Annotated in this window: 13 protein-coding genes and 1 pseudogene; 7 read left to right on the top strand and 7 right to left on the bottom strand. The window is 62.9% G+C overall.

Annotation, left to right across the window (positions count from 1 at the left end; translation table 11 throughout):
• Positions 1–41: 41 nt before the first annotated feature.
• A pseudogene (gene galU, locus ACFXS9_RS37895) lies at positions 42–922 on the bottom strand (UTP--glucose-1-phosphate uridylyltransferase GalU).
• A gap of 243 nt (positions 923–1,165) precedes the next feature.
• Here galU and ACFXS9_RS37890 point away from each other — a divergent pair.
• On the top strand, positions 1,166–2,548 hold the full coding sequence (locus tag ACFXS9_RS37890) for a lytic murein transglycosylase (protein ID WP_392698341.1): 1,383 nt from the start codon (positions 1,166–1,168) through the stop codon (positions 2,546–2,548).
• Between the two features lie 160 nt (positions 2,549–2,708).
• Positions 2,709–4,424: an SGNH family hydrolase gene (locus ACFXS9_RS37885; protein ID WP_392698339.1), complete on the top strand. Its 1,716-nt coding sequence runs from the start codon at positions 2,709–2,711 to the stop codon at positions 4,422–4,424.
• 135 nt (positions 4,425–4,559) lie between these two features.
• On the opposite strand, the gene ACFXS9_RS37880 is transcribed toward ACFXS9_RS37885, so the two are convergent.
• From ACFXS9_RS37880 to ACFXS9_RS37870, 3 genes are all read right to left on the bottom strand, one after another.
• A complete protein-coding gene (locus tag ACFXS9_RS37880; RefSeq protein ID WP_334372693.1) occupies positions 4,560–4,934 on the bottom strand; it encodes a CsbD family protein in 375 nt (124 codons plus the stop codon).
• 93 nt (positions 4,935–5,027) lie between these two features.
• Complete coding sequence (locus ACFXS9_RS37875; RefSeq protein WP_392698337.1) at positions 5,028–5,762, bottom strand: SDR family NAD(P)-dependent oxidoreductase; 735 nt, start codon at positions 5,760–5,762, stop codon at positions 5,028–5,030.
• A 226-nt stretch (positions 5,763–5,988) separates the two neighbouring features.
• Positions 5,989–7,005 carry an AraC family transcriptional regulator gene (locus ACFXS9_RS37870; RefSeq protein ID WP_392698335.1) on the bottom strand — a complete coding sequence of 339 codons (1,017 nt, stop codon included), beginning with the start codon at positions 7,003–7,005 and terminating at the stop codon, positions 5,989–5,991.
• Between the two features lie 352 nt (positions 7,006–7,357).
• On the opposite strand from ACFXS9_RS37870, the gene ACFXS9_RS37865 reads away from it, so the two are divergent.
• Together ACFXS9_RS37865 and ACFXS9_RS37860 are read left to right on the top strand one after the other, a co-directional pair.
• Positions 7,358–8,239, top strand: coding sequence for an MBL fold metallo-hydrolase (locus ACFXS9_RS37865; protein WP_392698333.1), 882 nt, complete (start codon positions 7,358–7,360; stop codon positions 8,237–8,239).
• Positions 8,240–8,291: 52 nt separating this feature from the next.
• Entirely contained in the window at positions 8,292–8,987 is a 696-nt protein-coding gene (locus tag ACFXS9_RS37860) for a DUF1326 domain-containing protein (RefSeq protein WP_392698331.1), read from the top strand.
• Here the strand turns inward: ACFXS9_RS37860 and ACFXS9_RS37855 are convergent.
• The gene (locus tag ACFXS9_RS37855; protein WP_392698330.1) at positions 8,938–9,549 is read right to left on the bottom strand and encodes a GNAT family N-acetyltransferase; all 612 of its coding nucleotides are present in this window, start codon (positions 9,547–9,549) and stop codon (positions 8,938–8,940) included. The two genes, ACFXS9_RS37860 and ACFXS9_RS37855, sit on opposite strands and share 50 nt — an antisense overlap.
• A gap of 18 nt (positions 9,550–9,567) precedes the next feature.
• Between ACFXS9_RS37855 and ACFXS9_RS37850 the strand changes: the two genes are divergently transcribed.
• Positions 9,568–10,347, top strand: coding sequence for an SDR family NAD(P)-dependent oxidoreductase (locus ACFXS9_RS37850; RefSeq protein WP_392698328.1), 780 nt, complete (start codon positions 9,568–9,570; stop codon positions 10,345–10,347).
• A 98-nt stretch (positions 10,348–10,445) separates the two neighbouring features.
• The gene (locus ACFXS9_RS37845) at positions 10,446–11,333 is read left to right on the top strand and encodes a TauD/TfdA dioxygenase family protein (protein ID WP_392698327.1); all 888 of its coding nucleotides are present in this window, start codon (positions 10,446–10,448) and stop codon (positions 11,331–11,333) included.
• A 171-nt stretch (positions 11,334–11,504) separates the two neighbouring features.
• Here ACFXS9_RS37845 and ACFXS9_RS37840 read toward each other — a convergent pair whose 3' ends face one another.
• On the bottom strand, positions 11,505–12,155 hold the full coding sequence (locus ACFXS9_RS37840; RefSeq protein WP_392698325.1) for a YqgE/AlgH family protein: 651 nt from the start codon (positions 12,153–12,155) through the stop codon (positions 11,505–11,507).
• Between the two features lie 137 nt (positions 12,156–12,292).
• Between ACFXS9_RS37840 and ACFXS9_RS37835 the strand changes: the two genes are divergently transcribed.
• Positions 12,293–13,126: a protein-disulfide reductase DsbD domain-containing protein gene (locus ACFXS9_RS37835; protein WP_392698323.1), complete on the top strand. Its 834-nt coding sequence runs from the start codon at positions 12,293–12,295 to the stop codon at positions 13,124–13,126.
• A gap of 135 nt (positions 13,127–13,261) precedes the next feature.
• Here the strand turns inward: ACFXS9_RS37835 and ACFXS9_RS37830 are convergent, their stop codons facing one another.
• Positions 13,262–13,780, bottom strand: coding sequence for a hypothetical protein (locus ACFXS9_RS37830; RefSeq protein WP_392698322.1), 519 nt, complete (start codon positions 13,778–13,780; stop codon positions 13,262–13,264).
• Positions 13,781–13,971: the final 191 nt, after the last annotated feature.

Here is a 13,971-nt window from a genome sequence, read left to right as displayed (position 1 = left end):
TCGCTCCTCGCAATGACGGAATGAGCAGCGGCACCCCGCCCTCATTTCTCCAGATACTTCTTCATCTCCGCGCGCAGGCCGTCGCGCAGCTCGGGGCGGGCCATGCCGTAGGCGATGTTGGCGCGAAGGAAGCCGGATTTCGAGCCGCAGTCGTGCCGCTCGCCCTCGAATTCCACGCCGAAGAACTTTTGCGTCTTGGCGAGAGCTTTCATCGCATCGGTGAGCTGGATCTCGTTGCCTGCGCCGCGCTCCTGGGTTTCGAGGATCTTGAAGATGTCCGGCTGCAGGATATAGCGCCCGGTGATCGAAAGGTTTGACGGCGCGGTGCCCTTCGGCGGCTTCTCCACCATGCCGTCGACCTCGAACATGTTTTTGGCGAGGCGCTTGCCGACGCCGCAAATGCCGTACTGGTGGGTGAGATCGTCGGGCACCGCCTCCACCGCGAGCAGATTGGATTTGGCGCCGAGTTTCGCTGCGGCCTCGATCATCTGCTTCAGGCAACCCGGGCTGTTGAGCACCAATTCGTCCGGCAGCACGACGGCGAACGGCTCATCGCCGACGATATCGCGCGCGCACCAGACCGCGTGACCGAGGCCGAGCGGCGCCTGCTGGCGGGTGAAACTCATGGCGCCGGCTTCGGGCTGGTCGCGCGCCAGGATGTCCTGCTCGGCCTTCTTGCCGCGCGCGCGGCGAGCGTGGTGTCGAGCTCGAACATCCGGTCGAAATGATCTTCGATCACTCCCTTGTTGCGCCCGGTGACGAAGACGAAATGCTCGATGCCGGCCTCCTTGGCCTCGTCGACCACGTATTGAATCAGCGGCTTGTCGACGATGGTCAGCATTTCCTTCGGCATCGCCTTGGTGGCGGGCAGGACGCGGGTGCCGAGGCCGGCGACCGGGAAGACGGCTTTACGGATTTTCATGGGATGTCGGGCGCCTTGATATTGAGATTTGGAAATGAGGAAAGTGCTTTGATTGCACGTTGATAGCCGGTTTGCACCCTTGAACAAAGGCGGATGTATGGTGGCGTTCCCGCCCGATTTGTACCTCCCCTTGCACCTCCCCTTGCGCGCGCCGGGCGCGACAACAAAATCCGCTCTGTTAAGCTATTGGAAACCGTGTCAGGGCCTTCTGGCACGGGGTTGGTTTCGATGGACGGGTACGGCATGGGCCTCTTGGAACGAGTGACGAGTAATCGAACCGGCGCGATCTTAATCGCCGCAGCGCTGTTGTGTTCCAGCGGCCAGTCGCAAGCCCAATCCGCCGGCAACGGGGTTTCGAACTTTTTCGGCACTATCTTCTCAGGGCAGAAGGGCGCGGCGCAGCAGGCCACGCCCGGCCCGGACGGCAGTCCGCCGCCCTGGAGCGGAGAAGACGGCGCCTCCGGCCATCCGCTGATGACGGCGTCCGCGATCCGGCAGGCGGCGGCGAATTTTCAAAATTGCGTCGCCTCGATGTGGCCGGATGCTGCGCGGCGCAACATCACCCAGCAAAATTTCGAGCGCTTCACCACCGGCCTCGAGCCTGATTTGCGCATCATGGACCTGATGGACGCGCAACCCGAGTTCACCAAGGCGATCTGGGACTATCTCGATATCCTCGTGAACGACAACCGCCTTGCCAAGGGCCGCGAGATCCTCGCCCAATACAAGCCGCAATTCGACGCGGTGGAGAAAGCCTATGGCGTCGACCGCTACATCATCGCATCGATCTGGGGCATCGAATCGAACTACTCGACGCAAGTGGGCGACCGCAACGTCGTGCGATCGACCGCGACACTGGCCTGCATCGGCCGCCGCCAGGCCTATTTCAAGGATGAATTCCTCACCGCGATCGAGATCCTCAACCGCGGCGATCTCAGACCCGAACAGATGCGCGGCTCCTGGGCCGGCGCGTTCGGGCCGACGCAGTTCATGCCGACCGCCTTCAAGCGCTATGCCGTCGACGCCGACGGCGACGGCCGCCGCGACGTCGTCGACAACGTCGCCGATCTGATCGCCTCCACCGCCAACAACCTCAAGAAAGACGGCTGGCAGACCAGCCGGAGCTGGGGTTACGAGGTGGTGCTGCCGGAGGGCTTTAATTTCATGCTGGCGGACAAGTCCAAGGCGATGACGATTGCGCAGTGGCAGAGCCAGGGACTGAAGCGGGCCGACGGCAAGCCGTTTCCCGACACAACCGAGAAGGCCTATCTGCTGGCGCCGGCCGGCATGCAGGGGCCCGGCTTCCTGATGCTGCAGAATTTCCGGGTGATCATGAAATACAACCCGGCCGAGGCCTATGCGCTGGCGATCGGCCATTTTGCCGACCGCCTGCGCGGCGGGCCGCCGTTCGTGCAACCCTGGCCGCGGCAGGAACGGGTGCTGTCGCGGGCGGAGCGACTGGAACTGCAGCAGCTCCTGGCGCAGCGCGGCTTCTACAAGGGCACGCCGGATGGCCAGTTCGGTGGGCAGACGCGGGAGGCGCTCCGCAGCTTCCAGGCTTCGATCGGAGCGCCAGCGGACGGATTTGCCTCTTCCGACGTGCTGGAGCGGCTGCGGGGCCGTTAAGACCTGTTTTCAGCGCTCAAATGCCCCTGAAAACCACGATTCGGCAGAAGCCTTGACGCTGGGCCTGGAACCTCGGTTTATGGGATGTGAAATCTGCCCGCTTGCGGCCCGATTCCGCTGCTATATTTGACGCTTCACGATCCATTTGCGACCGAGCCGGATGCGAAAGCCAACGTCCTTCTTGCGCGTGTTTACCGAGACCGGGCCACTGGTGGCGCTGGCGGTTGCGATCGCGCTCCTGATCGGGATCGTGGGACCCGCATCGGCGCAGTTTTTCAATTTCGGCGGCTTTGGCGGGCCGCCGCAGCGGCAAGCGCCGCAGCGCGGCTGGTTCGGCGGCGATATCTTTTCGCCATTCCAGCAGCAGGCCCCGCAGGCGCCGCGCCAGGACTTCTCCCGCGCGCCCGCGCCCGCCAAGCGAGACACGGTCCCGGAACGTAACGTTCTGGTGCTCGGCGACGCCATGGCCGACTGGCTCGCCTATGGCTTGGAAGACGCCTATTCCGAGCAGCCCGACATGGGCGTGATCCGCAAGCACAAGACCATCTCCGGCCTGATCAAGTATCAGCCGCGCGGCGAGCCCGCCGATTGGACCGCGGCCGCCAAGGGCATCCTCGCCACCGAAAAGCCCGATGCCATCGTCGTCATGCTCGGCCTCCACGACCGCCAGGCCATCCGCGAGGCGGTCACCGAGAAGAAGGCCGACAAGAAGGAAGACAAGAAGGACGCGCGAGGCAAGACAGATACCAAGACAGATACCAAGCCGGCGGACGCAAAGAAGCCGGAAGGCTCGGCTGACACGGCAAAGCGCGACGATAAGCCGGCCGATGCCGAATTGTCGCCTGACGATGCAGCCGATAGCGACACGCCACAAAACGCCGCACCCGCGCGATCTGGCGGCGGGCTTTACGAATTCCGCGACGAGCGCTGGGTCGAACTCTACACCAAGAAGATTGAAGAGCTGATCGGCGTGCTGAAATCCAAGGGCGTCCCGGTGTTATGGGTCGGCCTGCCGGCGATCCGCGGGCAAAAGGGAACGGCCGACATGCTGTTCCTCGACGCGCTGTATCGCGACGGCGCCGGCAAGGCTGGCATCACCTATGTCGATATCTGGGATGGCTTTGTCGATGAAGCCGGCCGGTTCCTGCAGAAAGGTCCCGACTTCGAAGGCCAGATCCGCCAGCTCCGCACGGCCGACGGCGTCTTCTTCACCAAGCCCGGCGCGCGCAAGCTCGCACACTATGTCGAGCGCGAGGTGACTCGCCTGCTGGCCGCCCGCTCCGGGCCGATCGCGGTGCCGATCGAGCCGGCGACGCCGGAGGCCAATGTCGCGCCCGGCCAGCCGGCGCCGCGGCCGCTGGCCGGACCGGTCATGCCGCTGGTCGCCTCGTCAGTCGGCACTGATCAGTTGCTCGGCGGTCCCGGCTCGCGTCCGGCAGCGGTCGATGCGCTCGCCGCGCGCACGCTGGTGAAGGGTGAAGCGTTGGCCGCGCCGGCCGGCCGCGCCGACGACTACGTATGGCCTCGTCGCGAGATCGGCCGCGAGCCGGCGAAGGGCGATACGCCGATGGCGGCCGCCTCACCGAGCGGGACCGCGGCAGCCGCCCCGCCACAGAAGCAGCTTTTACTGCCGCCACCGCAGCAAACGCTGCAGCAACAGAAGAGACAACCGCCGCCGCCGATGCAGATCCGCCCGGCGCAAAACAACGGTCCGTCACTGCGTGACTTCTTCGGCGGTTTCGGTGCGGCGCCGCGACCGCCTGCACCACCCGCGGCTGCACCGCCGCGCGGACCCGCTGCTCTTCCGGGCGCGCCGCGCCCGCCGGGCAATGTCGGACGCTCGGCAGAGGTTCCGCCGGGCAATTTCACGCGGTGATTTAGCTATCGTCATGGTGAGCAGCGTGTCTTCGCGCGTCTGCGGACGCTGCTTCACATCGCCGCGCGAACCATGAAGCCCCGATGCCGCCATCCTTCGCGACGCGGCCAAGAGGCCGCTCCTCTCGGGATGAAGTCAGCCGTAATAGCGCCAGCGCGGTGGCGGGCGGCGCGGCGGGCGCGTCATCAACAGCGCCAGCGCGAAGCCAATTCCGGCTGCGACCAACAGCGCACCGAGCGGATTTTCCTGCACGGTTTTCGCTACCGTCTGCTGGCCGCTACGAATGGTGTCGCCGCTGTGCTCAATGGCGTCCTTGGCATAGCTGACGGCGGTGTCAGTGGCGTCGCGAGCGGCGTCCTTGGCCTGGCCGTAGAGATTTTGCACTGTGCCGGCCGCTTCGCGCACGCGGCCCTCGGCTTGCGTCTTCGCATCGCCAGCCATGTCGCCGACGGTGCTTTCGACCTTACCCGCAAAATCCTCGGCCGAGCCTGCAATCCGATCCTTGTCCATCGCGGTCACTCCTGTTTTCTGAGGACGTAACCGGAGAGACCCCGTTCGGGTTCCTACCGCGATCGAAACGCACTTCTAATCAAGATGCCGGGCTTACAGGATCAGACCACCGTCGACCACGATAGTCTGGCCGATGACGTAGGACGACAGCGGCGAGGCCAGGAACAGTGCCGCACCGGCCATGTCGGCCGGCGTGCCGAGCCGCTTCAACGGGATCCGCTCGAGCGCGCCTTCGAGGCGTTTCGGATTGGCGGTGGTCGCCTTGGTCATCTTGGTGTCGACCAGGCCGGGCGCGATGCCGTTGACGCGGATGCCGTCTCCGGCCCATGCCTCGCCGAGCGTGCGCGTCAGCCCGACCGCGCCGGTCTTCGAGGCGTTGTAGGCCGGATTGCCCATCGTCGAGTGATAGGCGGCGGTCGAACTGACGATGATGAGCGCGCCTTTGCTGGCGCTCAGCATCGCATGGAATTTTGTCGCACAGGCCATCAGGCTCATCAGGTTGATTTCAACCACCTTGCGAAAGCCATCCATCTCGAATTCGCCGCGGCGGTAGATCACCGCGCCCTGCGCCAGCACCAGCACGTCCAGTTTCGTGAAGGATGGCTGGAAGGATTCAATGGCCTGCGCGTTGCTGACGTCGAGTTGAAAATACTCCAGCCCGTCGAGAAGCGAGCCTTCGTCGGGCGAATAGTCGGCGGCGCTTTCGCGGGTGCCGCAGACGGCGACACGCGCGCCCTTGGCACGGAACGCCTGCGCGATGCCATTGCCGATCCCACTGGAGCCGCCGACCACCAGCACCTGCCTGCCGCTGAAATCCAGTTCGTTCATCGCTCGCGATCCTTTTTTGTGCGTTCTAGGGCGTACTCATAAATCCAAAAGGCCATGAGCAATGGCGATTGCACGGAGAAGGGCTTTGTAAGAGATGCGAAGCATCTAGTTTTCCAGCTCAGCACGATTCGGGGTCATTAGGAGACCTCAACACGAACCTACCTGGTTGCTTTGGTGGATTGAGCGAACTCAGCAAACGCAATTGCGGACCTCGAGCTTTTTGAGACTACGGTTGCTTCCGAGGCTGCTGCACCGGCCTGCCATCTCTTAGCGTCTCCGATGGACTTTCCCCAAAGTGCGCGCGGTACGTGACCGAGAACCGGCCCATATGGGTAAACCCCGTGCTCATGGCAATCTCGGTGACATTCGCTTCCGGATCGGCCCGCAGCAGGGCTTGGCGAACTTGCCGCAAGCGGGCGTTCCGCAGGTAGCGCATGGGGGAGACGCCCTTGAAATCGCTGAAGTGTTTAAAGAGTGTTCGGCCTGCAACGCCGGTGGCCGTAGCGAGGTCGGCCACTGTAACCACCTGGTCGAGATGGGCCTCAATGTAGTCGATCGCGCGCCTCACGTCACGCGGAGCAATCGGCTTCTCGAGACGTCGCAGTGCGGCGCTGTAATTGTGCGGGTGCGACACCAGCAATGCCGTGACAATGAACTGCTCGAATGTGCTGATCGTCGTCGGGCTCCAGAGCACCGATCCCGCCTGTTCCAGGTCCGCGACGGCCGTCAGCACGTAGCGTGCCAAGCTGCGGCCGTACCCGGTGGCGAGGTCGATGGTGGGCGCAAAGTCGAGGGGAGCGGTTGGTGGTTCGCCGAGTAGGGCCGCAAGCTGGCCTGTAAGGCTGGATTTGGTCAAAGATAGTTGAATGCGGCTGCTATCGGCCTCCGATACCAGCCGACAACTCTCGCGCATCGGCGAGATGATCGTGGCGAGGTTCGGATTGCAAACGACGTTGTCACGGCCAATGGTAGCTTCAAGTTGCCCGCGAAGCGGCAGGTGGATCCAGGTGGCCGTGCGGGCGGGGCTCGGAGACAGGACGACCGACGCGCCGCCGTATTGCACGTAACCCATGTAGAAGCCCGGCATGTAAAGGCCGTTGAGGCGCGTATCGAGCAGGCGAGCCTGCCGCCCCGCGATGTCGAAGCGGTAGCCTTTCGCGCGCAGGAATGCACCGGTCTCTTCCACATTGCGGCTGTGGAAGATGGGCAGCTTCTCCAGAAGCGGCGCTGTGCCAAGCTGCATGCTCGCCTCCGTGTTGATCGAGCATACCACGCATACCGCGGCATGGGCACCGGGCCGGCAATGCTCCGATCATTCTTGCAGTTTTTGGATAATGACAGTTGGCGCTTTCCGTGGGCGATTTCCACGTTTTACGCGCTTTCCGGATAGGCTCCGGCGGCAATCGGATATCCAGCACCCAAATGCGCCAGCTAAGCTTCGCGCCCAACGGGCGCCGTGCCTATCGATGCCGTGCCTATCGATAGGGTGGTCCATCAAGGAGGGAAACGTCGTGGCTGCAGGGCATGTTCACAGAATAGCTCGTCGCCAATTTCTGGGTGAATCGGCTGCAGCGGCTCTGGCTGCAGCTACGTGCGTGTCATCGCTGCGACCGACAACAGCAGCCGCCCATACGGTACCGGTCCACAAATCAGGCAGCCTCGAGACGCTGGTCGTAAGCGACGGCTATTTCTTCCTTCCAGCGGATTTCCTCGTGACGCCGGGTTCTCCGCCCGCCGAGCGCGAAGCCGCCCTGAACGCAGCCGGACAAACCGGCGAACGGCTCCAGCTCGTGAACACTGTCGCGGTGATCCGTAGCCAGTCTGACGTGATCCTGGTCGACGCGGGCACCGGCCCGCGCCATCAGCCCACGGCGGGAAAGCTTGCGGAGAACCTCAAAGCTGCTGGCATCCCACCTGCGGCCGTGACCAAGATCGTCCTGACCCACGGCCATCCCGACCACCTCTGGGGCATCCTCGACGCCAATGATAACCCGATCTATCCGAACGCGAGCTATCTCGTCTCGGCCGTCGAATGGAACCTTTGGACCGACCCGGATGCGATGCGAAGGTTGCCGGCAGTGTTGGCAACCAGCGATCGCATCACCAATGGCGCCAAGAACCATTTCTCGCACGTCAAGGACAAGATAAGGACGGTACGGGATGGCGATGAGATTGTCAGTGGCGTGCAGGTCATCGATACGCCAGGGCATACGCAGGGCCACATCTCGGTCGAAATCGCCGGTGGGGATGGTCTCGTCGTCGTTGCGGACGCGCTTACGCACGCTGTGATCTCGTTCCAGCATCCGTCGTGGCCAGTGCCAGTCGACCACGAGCCCGATCGCGGCATCTCGACCCGCCTGCGCCTGCTTGATCGACTCGTCATTGACAAGCGCCGGCTGATCGGTGCTCACCTGCCGTTCCCTGGCACCGGCTTCGTCGAGCGCAAGGATGGCGCCTATCGCTTCGTTCCGGCTTGAAGCTCGCGCAAAGTCGAGTTGAGCGTCATCGCTTTCGGAAAGGCGCAGTGAGATGGCGGATCAATGGCTGTTCAAGAGCGAAACCTACGATAACTGCAATTGCGCCATGAATTGCGGTTGCCAGTTCAACCTGCCGAGTACTCACGGCTATTGTCAGTCGGCCTTCGTCGGCACCATCGTCGAAGGCCACTTCAACGATACGCCGCTCTCAGGCTTGAACTGGGCGGCGCTGTACAAGTGGCCCGGCGAAATCAAGGACGGAAACGGGCGGCGCCAGATCGTAATCGACGAGCGTGCAGATGAAGCTCAACGAATCGCGCTTGAAGCAATCATCTCAGGCGACGCATGCCAACCATTGAGCAATTTCTTCGCCGTATTCGGGTCCACATGCTCGGAGTTTTGCGGGACGTTGTTCCTGCCAATTGATCTCGATGCGGACTTGGAGCTCAGAACCGCAAGGGTAGAGATACAAGGCGTCATGCGGAGCACCGGCAGGCCGAAGATCAACGAGTTTACTGGTCAACCATTCCACATTGCGCTGGCGCGTCCCAGCGGCAGTTTCGAGTTTACCTACGCAGAAATCGGGCTAGGTACCACGTCGGTCACGGGTGACATGGAAATGGCATTCGAAGATTCATGGGCACACTTTTGTGTTCATCACTTCAATCAGGATGGCTTGGTCAGGGAGAGATCAAGACTCACGGCATGGCTTGGGCCGAACCCGCGGCCCCCTCGTCGAGAAATTTGACCATCAGAACCTCGTCGTAATATCGCCCACCCTGCTTGAGGGCTCGCTGTTCATAGCCGTACTCGACAAAGCCCATGGCGCTGTAAAGCCGGCGCGCCGCTTCGTTATCGCTCACGACAGTCAATTGAACCATCTCCACGCGCCCGCGCGCATGGTCGAGAACGGCCGCGACAAGCAACTTTCCAAGACCCGAACCTCGCGCGGTGTTTCGAACATACATCGCCCAAAGCCGCCCCTTATGTGCCTGCTTCAAGCCTTCCTGCGTGGAAAATCCGGCAATTCCGGCAAGCTTCCCGTCAAGGAATGCGCCGAAGATATCCGCCCGTCCGATGGCCGCTTCGAACCACGATAGCGGTTGCGCATTTTCTCTCTCAAACGTGCTGCCGAACGCCTCCGGATTTTTCTCGAGCGCTTCCAGCCGGATCTCTCGGTACAGGGCCGCGTCGGCAAGCTCCAGGAGACGTATCTGCGCCCCGCCAGTATCGGTCACGGTTGCACCTCGCTCCGCTTCGTTGACCTGTGTGCGGATCGGTGCCAGCCTTGTCAATCCTGCAAAGCGCATCGCTGTCCGGATCCCATCATGTCAGATTTCAAAGAGCTCAGTCGTTCGGTCAAAGGCCTGACCGTTCTCGTCACCGGTGCTGCCAGCGGCATGGGCCGCGCCACGGCGCTGGTGTTCGCGGCCGAGGGCGCCAATGTTGCAGTTACCGATCTGAACGCCGAATCGACCCAGGCGGTTGCCAGCGAAATCGCAGCAAATGGCGGCGCGGCGAAAGCGTGGACGCTCGACGTCACCAATCCCGGCGACATCACCAAGGTCGTCAACGACGTTGCCGCACATTTCGGCTCCCTCGACATCGTCATCAACAATGCCGGCATCTCCGTGCGCGTGGCGATCGACGAGGAAGGTTATGAAGCCGCCTGGGACAGGGCGCTGGCCGCGATGCTGACCGCGCATCCACGTATCATCCGGGCCGCGTTGCCGCATTTGCGCCGATCGAAATGCCCGCGGATCGTCAACATCGCCTCGACCGAGGCGCTCGGCGCCACCGCGCTGCACAGCCCGTATTCGGCGGCGAAAGCCGGCGTCACCGGCTTGACGCGCTCGCTCGCCGTCGAGCTCGGACGCGAGGGCATCACCGTGAACTGCATTTGCCCGGGCCCGATCCGCACCGCGATCACCGAGCGAATTTCCGAAGAGCACAAGACGATTTATGCCAAGCGCCGCACCGCACTCGGCCGCTACGGTGAGCCGGAGGAAGTGGCGCACATGACGCTGAGCCTCTGCCTGCCGGCGGCTTCGTTCCTGACCGGCGCGGTGATCCCGGTCGATGGCGGCTTGATGGCGCGAAACGCGTAGCGGGCATGCGTCCGCAGCGTTGACTTGGACATTTCGGGGAGTAATTTTTCTTACAAACAGAGCGGGCAAAATCGTCCGCCGCTTTCGGGAGAGACGCCATGGCGATCGCAATCCGGCAGTTGCATCCGCATTTTGTCGGTGAAGTATCCGGGCTTGATCTGCGAAAACCCCTGACGCCGCAGGAAGCAGCCGACGTCGAAGCCGGCATGGACAAATACGCCGTGCTGCTGTTCCGCAACCAGGACATCACGGACGAACAGCAACTCGCATTTGCGCTGAATTTCGGCAAGCGCGAAGACGCTCGCGGCGGCAATATCGTCAAGCCTCAGGATCTGCGCCTCTCGACCGGCCTCAACGACGTCTCCAATCTCGGCAGGGACGGCAAGCCATTGCCGCGCGACAGCCGCGCACATCTGTTCAACCTCGGCAATTGCCTGTGGCATTCCGACAGCTCGTTTCGTCCGATCCCGGCGAAGTTCTCGCTCTTGTCGGCGCGGGTGGTGAATCCGAAGGGCGGCAACACCGAATTCGCCGACATGCGCGCGGCCTATGACGCGCTCGACGACGACACCAAGGCCGAGATCGAGGACCTGATCTGCGAACATTCGCTGATGTATTCGCGCGGCTCGCTCGGCTTCCTGGATTATACCGACGAAGAAAAAGAGATGTTCAAGCCGGTGCTGCAGCGGCTGGTGCGGACGCATCCGGTGCATCGCCGCAAGTCGCTGTATCTGTCATCGCACGCGGGCGCGATTCTGGGCATGAGCATGCCCGAGGCGCGGTTATTGCTGCGCGACCTGACCGAGCACGCCACGCAGAAGGAATTCGTCTACATCCATAAATGGACCGTGCATGACCTCGTGATGTGGGACAATCGCCAGACCATGCACCGGGTTCGGCGCTACGACCAGTCGCAGCCCCGCGACATGCGCCGCGCCACGGTTGCCGGTACCGAGCCGACGGTGACGCAGCAGGCCGCGGAGTAAGTAGCCACAAAATCGACGTCGTCCCTGCGAAAGCAGGGGCCCATAACCACCACTGTGAATTGCTGAGAAGAGCTGGAGCCCCAACTTGCCTGACCGCAAACGTTTGGGGTTATGGGTCCCTGCGTTCGCAGGGACGACGCGGTGATTGTGGCAACGTCCGCGACGAGACGCCTACGCGTGCCCGGCCTCGTTCGACAGCATGCCGGGGTCGATGCCGATCTTGCGCAACGCACGTAGATATTTGTCGTCGACGTCGTCGCCGAAGATCAGATCCGGGTCGGCGTCGCAGTGCAGCCAGCCATTGTGCTGGATCTCGTCCTCGAGCTGCCCGGGCGCCCAGCCGGCATAGCCGAGCGCCAGTATGGCGTGCTTCGGGCCGGTGCCTTTGGCGATCGCCTTGAGGATGTCCACCGTCGCGGTCAGGCAGATGCCCTCGTCGATGTTCAGCGTCGCGTCCTTGATGAAGAAATCGCTCGTATGCAGCACGAAACCGCGGCCGGTATCGACGGGGCCGCCCTTCAGCACCTGCATGGTCTCGGCGTTTTCCGGCAGTGTGATCTGGTCGGCCCTCTCGATGATATCGAGTTGCACCAGCAGTCCTGGAAAGTCGATGCTGCCGGCCGGACGGTTGACAATGATGCCCATCGCCCCTTCCGACGAGTGCGCGCACATGTAGATGACTGAGCGCTCGAAGCGCGGATCGCCCATGACCGGCATGGCGATCAGCAGCCGGCCGTCCAGATAGCCCTCGCCGGACGAATTATCGCCAAAGCCGGCGGCTTTGCGGCGGACAGGCTTCGATGTCTTGCCTTCAGGGCTCATCCGCAAAGGCCTTTCTCTTGCAGGTTCATATCCTGATATCGGGTGCGGTTTCTGTCAATCAAGCTTCCGGCATCATTCGGCTGCCGATCACACGCAATTCAATGGTTTGCCGCGAAACTTGCCTGTAAAGACGTGCCATGAGCGTCCTAGTTCCCCTGCGCGCCGCACTCGGCGTCGCCGCCTTGAGCGTCGCGTGTGCGGCGTCGCAAGTTCGCGCCCAGGATGCTTCGCCGTGGCAACACGACGCCCATTCCGCGGTACGGTTGCTGGCGGGATCACGCAGCGGCGCAGTGCTGCTCGGCGGCGTAGCCATCCAGTTGCAGCCGGGATGGAAGACCTATTGGCGGACGCCCGGGGATTCCGGCGTGCCACCGCGCTTCGACTTCTCCAAATCCGACAATGTCGAAGCCGTGACGGTGCTGTGGCCGGCGCCGATGAAATTCGACGACGGCGCAGGCGGCACCGCGCTGGGATACAAGCAACAGGTCGTGCTGCCGTTGCGGATCGTCGCCAAGAATGCCGACAAGCCGGTGACGCTGCGCACCCACATCAGCTACGCGGTTTGCGAAAAGCTCTGCATTCCCGTCGAAGCCCATGCCGAACTCGCTTTTGCCAGCGTAGCAAGCACCGAGGACGGCACCCTGTCCGATGCGCTCAATGCGGTGCCGAAGCCGGCCAATGTCGGGGACCCCAATCCGCTGACCATCCGCGACGTCAAGCGCGAGGGAAAGAACGTGCTGGTCGACGTGACCGCGCCCGAGGCCAGGGAGGTCAACCTGTTCGCCGAGGGGCCGACGCCCGACTGGGCGTTGCCGGTTCCCAAGCTGGTGGAGCAAGGCCCGCCCGGCGTCAAACGCTTTGCCTTCGAACTCGACGGCCTGCCACCCGGCGCCAGTCCGGAAGGCGCCGCACTCAAACTGACGCTGGTCGGCGGCGACCGGGCCTACGAGTTCAACGTCAGTTTGAATTGACGCGACCTGCCGTCCCTGCCGACGTGCTCAGCCGCGCCACGATGCCGCAATGTGTTTCCGCCCGGTGCAGCGACGCTTTCCAGTCAGAGGAGAGCCGGCGCTTGGCAGCTCTCCTCTTCAGCAACGTGTGTCCTCCTAGCTCTTCTGGCCGCTGATTTGCTGAGCGCGCATATAGCTCTTGCAAGCGCCACGCATGTCGCCCTTTGACATGGCGGCATTCGCCGCGCCCATCTCTTTCAGCATCGCGAATTTGCCGGGGCTATCAGGCATAGTGTTACCGGACGCGACGAGCTTGGCCATGTTTTCGCTTGTGCAACCCGTCTTCTGGGCAGCAGCCTTCTGGGCAGAAGCCGGGCTGACAGCCAGCGCGGTGGTGATCGTTACAGCAGTGACAAGCAGTAGTTTCATATCTTTCCTCCCCGGCCGCACCATGCGGCCGAAGCTCAAGTTATAAAAAGCCAGAAAAGTTCCGCCAACCCCCGGGGCCAACCAGCATGAAGCTACGAAACCGGGGATACCTGCACGGCTGGCGGGGGCCTGTGGGTCGGTATGGGGATCGGGCGCGTTGATGAGATAGAGAGCGCCGGCCACCAGCATGATGGCAGCGATCACCAATCCCAACATGGCCAGGACCAGATCGTTCGGGTCATCCATCTCGCGGCCCGGACACGCGGGCTGTTCGGGTGGGACGGCAGCCATCGCCTTTGGTTACCCGCGACATGAGCCGTTGTGAACGGCGGGCGATGGCTCCGCGGCATCAAACGACGGCTCAGCCGTTTTGTTCCTGACTTCGTCGGTTCGCAACTCCAGGCGGCAGCACACCCAACCGAATCTTAACGAATGGT

The sequence above is a fragment of the Bradyrhizobium sp. RDI18 genome (genome assembly GCF_043203335.1).
Classification (GTDB): Bacteria; Pseudomonadota; Alphaproteobacteria; order Rhizobiales; family Xanthobacteraceae; genus Bradyrhizobium; species Bradyrhizobium retamae.
Note: the sequence above shows the minus strand (reverse complement) of the source record. Positions and strands in the feature narration are given on the sequence as shown.

Excerpts from the sequence above, each read along its gene's own strand:
- ACFXS9_RS37875 (WP_392698337.1), bottom strand. The coding sequence starts at position 5,762 with ATGAACGAACTGGATTTCAGCGGCAGGCAGGTGCTGGTGGTCGGCGGC.
- ACFXS9_RS37835 (WP_392698323.1), top strand. The coding sequence starts at position 12,293 with ATGAGCGTCCTAGTTCCCCTGCGCGCCGCACTCGGCGTCGCCGCCTTG.
- ACFXS9_RS37885 (WP_392698339.1), top strand. The coding sequence starts at position 2,709 with ATGCGAAAGCCAACGTCCTTCTTGCGCGTGTTTACCGAGACCGGGCCA.
- ACFXS9_RS37890 (WP_392698341.1), top strand. The coding sequence starts at position 1,166 with ATGGGCCTCTTGGAACGAGTGACGAGTAATCGAACCGGCGCGATCTTA.
- ACFXS9_RS37840 (WP_392698325.1), bottom strand. The coding sequence starts at position 12,155 with ATGAGCCCTGAAGGCAAGACATCGAAGCCTGTCCGCCGCAAAGCCGCC.
- ACFXS9_RS37870 (WP_392698335.1), bottom strand. The coding sequence starts at position 7,005 with ATGCAGCTTGGCACAGCGCCGCTTCTGGAGAAGCTGCCCATCTTCCAC.
- ACFXS9_RS37860 (WP_392698331.1), top strand. The coding sequence starts at position 8,292 with ATGGCGGATCAATGGCTGTTCAAGAGCGAAACCTACGATAACTGCAAT.
- ACFXS9_RS37845 (WP_392698327.1), top strand. The coding sequence starts at position 10,446 with ATGGCGATCGCAATCCGGCAGTTGCATCCGCATTTTGTCGGTGAAGTA.
- ACFXS9_RS37830 (WP_392698322.1), bottom strand. The coding sequence starts at position 13,780 with ATGGATGACCCGAACGATCTGGTCCTGGCCATGTTGGGATTGGTGATC.
- ACFXS9_RS37855 (WP_392698330.1), bottom strand. The coding sequence starts at position 9,549 with ATGCGCTTTGCAGGATTGACAAGGCTGGCACCGATCCGCACACAGGTC.
- ACFXS9_RS37850 (WP_392698328.1), top strand. The coding sequence starts at position 9,568 with ATGTCAGATTTCAAAGAGCTCAGTCGTTCGGTCAAAGGCCTGACCGTT.
- ACFXS9_RS37880 (WP_334372693.1), bottom strand. The coding sequence starts at position 4,934 with ATGGACAAGGATCGGATTGCAGGCTCGGCCGAGGATTTTGCGGGTAAG.